Source organism: Nocardia arthritidis NBRC 100137 (genome assembly GCF_001612765.1).
GTDB lineage: Bacteria > Actinomycetota > Actinomycetes > Mycobacteriales > Mycobacteriaceae > Nocardia > Nocardia arthritidis.
In genome coordinates this window covers 1-3,061 of sequence record NZ_BDBB01000091.1, presented here as the reverse complement: position 1 = coordinate 3,061, position 3,061 = coordinate 1, and the positions used below count along the sequence as shown (strand labels likewise).

6 protein-coding genes are annotated in these 3,061 nt (G+C 66.3%); 2 read left to right on the top strand and 4 right to left on the bottom strand.

The window, feature by feature from the left end; all coding sequences use genetic code 11:
• Together NA8_RS35425 and NA8_RS32150 are read left to right on the top strand one after the other, a co-directional pair.
• On the top strand, positions 1 to 143 hold a 143-nt coding region (locus NA8_RS35425; protein ID WP_369690276.1), incomplete at its 5' end, for a fasciclin domain-containing protein.
• A gap of 67 nt (positions 144 to 210) precedes the next feature.
• Positions 211 to 477, top strand: a complete 267-nt coding sequence (locus tag NA8_RS32150; protein WP_369690281.1) for an alpha/beta hydrolase — start codon at positions 211 to 213, stop codon at positions 475 to 477.
• A gap of 265 nt (positions 478 to 742) precedes the next feature.
• Here NA8_RS32150 and NA8_RS35420 read toward each other — a convergent pair whose 3' ends face one another.
• The 4 genes from NA8_RS35420 to NA8_RS32135 all read right to left on the bottom strand — a co-directional run.
• Positions 743 to 1,000 carry a tyrosine-type recombinase/integrase gene (locus NA8_RS35420; RefSeq protein WP_245664090.1) on the bottom strand — a complete coding sequence of 86 codons (258 nt, stop codon included), beginning with the start codon at positions 998 to 1,000 and terminating at the stop codon, positions 743 to 745.
• A 141-nt stretch (positions 1,001 to 1,141) separates the two neighbouring features.
• The gene (locus NA8_RS35415) at positions 1,142 to 1,324 is read right to left on the bottom strand and encodes a tyrosine-type recombinase/integrase (RefSeq protein WP_245664089.1); all 183 of its coding nucleotides are present in this window, start codon (positions 1,322 to 1,324) and stop codon (positions 1,142 to 1,144) included.
• A gap of 185 nt (positions 1,325 to 1,509) precedes the next feature.
• Positions 1,510 to 2,313, bottom strand: coding sequence for an aminoglycoside 6-adenylyltransferase (locus tag NA8_RS32140; RefSeq protein WP_063054042.1), 804 nt, complete (start codon positions 2,311 to 2,313; stop codon positions 1,510 to 1,512).
• Positions 2,314 to 2,645: 332 nt separating this feature from the next.
• Positions 2,646 to 3,061, bottom strand: a 416-nt coding sequence (locus NA8_RS32135; RefSeq protein ID WP_063054040.1) for an IS5/IS1182 family transposase, incomplete at its 5' end; no start/stop codon positions are given.

The window sequence follows — 3,061 nt, the reverse complement described above, 5'->3', positions numbered from 1 at the left end:
CCGTCGAGGGCTCCTCGGTCACTGTGACCGGCAGCGGTGACAACCTCAAAGTGGCCGATGCCGGTGTGATCTGCGGCGGACTCCAGACCGCGAACGCCACCGTGTACCTGATCGACACGGTGTTGACGCCCCCCGCGGCATGACGGCACCGACCTGGGGTTGAGGAGCATCCGGGAGGAAAGTCCCGCTAAGCGGACAGGGTGAATCTGGTTGTTGTTCGGTCACTCGTTGGGCGGCTCGACCACCATCCAGGCCCTGCACGACGACTCCCGTATCCGGGCGGGAGTGAACCTGGACGGCCCCATGCTGGGCTCGGTCGCCACCAAGGGAACCGACCGACCGTTGTTGATGCTGGCCAGCGAGTCCGCGCCCTGGTACGGCAACCCGGGCTGGGAGCCGTACTGGACGGCCAACACCGGCCTGAAACTGCCGATCCGAGTCTCGGGCACCGAACACATGTCCTTCTGCGATCAGTAGGCGATCCTGTCACAGCTCGGCGCCGCCGGACTGCTCGCCGCCGACGTCCAGAAGCGGTCGGCACTATCGACGCGCAACGCTCGATCGGGGTGCAACGCACATACCTGCGCACCTACTTCGACACCGTCTTCGGCCGACTGCCCGCCGACCTCGCCGCAACGATCGGACACATCGCACAACCCGAGCCTGCACCACACCCATGACCGACCGAGCTCATCCCGACAGTGCGCCGATTCAGGCACGATAACCTGCTGCGGTAGGGCGATCAGCGACTCGATCGCCGCCGCGCCGCGGGGTCGCTGTCGGCTTGGAACCGTCGCAGTCCCTCATCGGACACCCGCGCGTACTTCGCGAGGCTACGCACCGACGTGTGCCCCGACAGCTTCATCAACACCGGCGTCGACGCTCCCTCCTCCGCGGCATGCGTCAACCGCGAATGCCGCAACTGGTGCAGCGGGTACGGGCCGTCGTCGAAACGCTCGGTGTGCGCCTCGAACAGCTCCGCGGCCCGCCGATACGACAAACCTGGCCCGACCCGTCACCGGGTCGATATCGTTGCGCGCCACAGAAGGCCGGGCCTTGCGGTCGGTGAGGAACAGCGGCCCGGTCCTGCGCCCGGCCAACATGCGCGGCAACAATCGCGCGGTGCCGGTCTGCCACGCGATCACCTCACGCGCCCGCCCTTGCGGGTCACCACCGCGCACCGGTTGGCCATGTCCAGATCGGACACATCCAGCATCAGCACCTCCTCGGCGCGCGCCGAGGACTCATACAGCAGGTGCCACAACCCTCGATCCCGCAGCGACGCGTCCGATCCCAGCATCTCGGTGATCCGATCCCGACTCAACGCCCTGCTATGGTCCGGCGGCGCGGGCCGCGTCCGCATCCGCATCCGCGGATCACCGACCAACCACCCCTGCGCGCGCCAGTACGCGCACGCCGATATGCGGTAACCGCTTAGCGTGACTTTTCTCGCGAACACCACTTCCCACGTCGATTCCGGCTGGCCGCGGGCAAGGACTCCGCCCCTTCCTATCGCAAGCCGGAACGGAGGATAGTCTGCAATTCCGCTGCGACGCGCTCGTGATCGAAGACTGCGAAATCGAGGTGCCGGGCCGTACGCTCGGCGAGCCGGCAGTACAGACCGACAGTGGCCAGCAGAGCCCGCGCGGCTTCCCGCACACCGAATCCGGACCAGCAGTGTTCGAGTTCGGCCTGCACATCGCTGTCCATCCACGAGCGCAGGCGCGTGCCCAGATACCGGGTATCGAAGTCGCCACCGTAGCGAGCCCGATGATCCCACTCGATCATGCGCAACAGTTCAGCCTTGAGGTCATGGTCTCGTAGCTTCGCCGACCACGGCTCGTCACGCACAATCGCTTTGGCCTCCATCAGCGCTGCCGCCCACGCCCAGTTCACCGATTCCCAGAACTCACCGGCCCCCGGCGCCGAAGCCACCAGCGGCCGATACGAGGCAGTACCAGCGGTGCCGTCCTTGTCGAGCAGCACCATGAACGGCCGCTCGTAAACACGCCCCCCGAGGTCCTCGGCCGGAAGGAGGGTGAAATCGAGCTTGCCGCCACCGAAATACACGAGCCGAGTGGGATTGCCGTCGCTGTCCTCGAGACGTTCGACCACCAACACTTCGCCCAGCCGCTCCCACCAGGACTCGTCTTCGAGCAGTGCCGGAACGTCAGTGGCGAAAACTTGGATATCACGGTCCGACAGCGGGTGATCGGTGCCCTCAGCCGCCGATCCGGTGAGAACCAACGCTCGCACACCAGAGCATGCCTCGGCCCAGGAGACGAGCGCGGAAAGGACATCGCCGTAATCCATGCCGACGATCATCACACGAGTAGCACACCCGAACAGAACCACTAGCGTGACCTCCTCCCGGATGCGCCTCAACCCCCGACCTCGGGTGGACCGGGGCGGTGACCAGCCGCTCGCTCTGCCCGGGATCCCGGCTCGTCACGGGCCAAGCGAACGAGCTGTCGGCAGGTATCGACATCACCAGCGAATACCCAAAATCGTGGTGCGATGAGGAACGCTGCACCCCACCTCCGATTCGGAGGCGAGCTCGTCCCATCTGAGCGGCAGCCTGCAGGTCGTGCCGTTCCGGTCGGGCATCAGCCGCCGCGAGGGCCCGCGGGTGCCGCTGCTCGGGCCTAGGTTCTGTCTCCCAATGACTTGAACCATTCGACGATCAGGGCCAGGACGACTCCGGCGCGGTAGGTGATGGCCAACTTGTCATACCGGGTGGCCACCGCACGCCAGTGTTTGGCCTTGTTGAAGGCACGTTCGATGACGTTGCGCCGTTTGTAGGTTTCCCGATCGAAATCAGGTGCCCGCCCGCTGCGGCGGCCTCTGCGTTTGCGGTGGGCGAGCTGGTCGGATCGTTCGGGAATGACGGTGCGGATACGTGTGCGCCGCAGCAAGGCGCGGTTGGCGGCCGAGGAGTACGCTTTGTCGGCGATCACTACCTGCGGGTTGCGCCGTAGTGGGCCGCCGTCGAGGCGGGGCACCGCGACCGCCTCCAATAACGGCGCGAGCATCGGTGCATCGCCGGCCTGGCCGGGTGTGC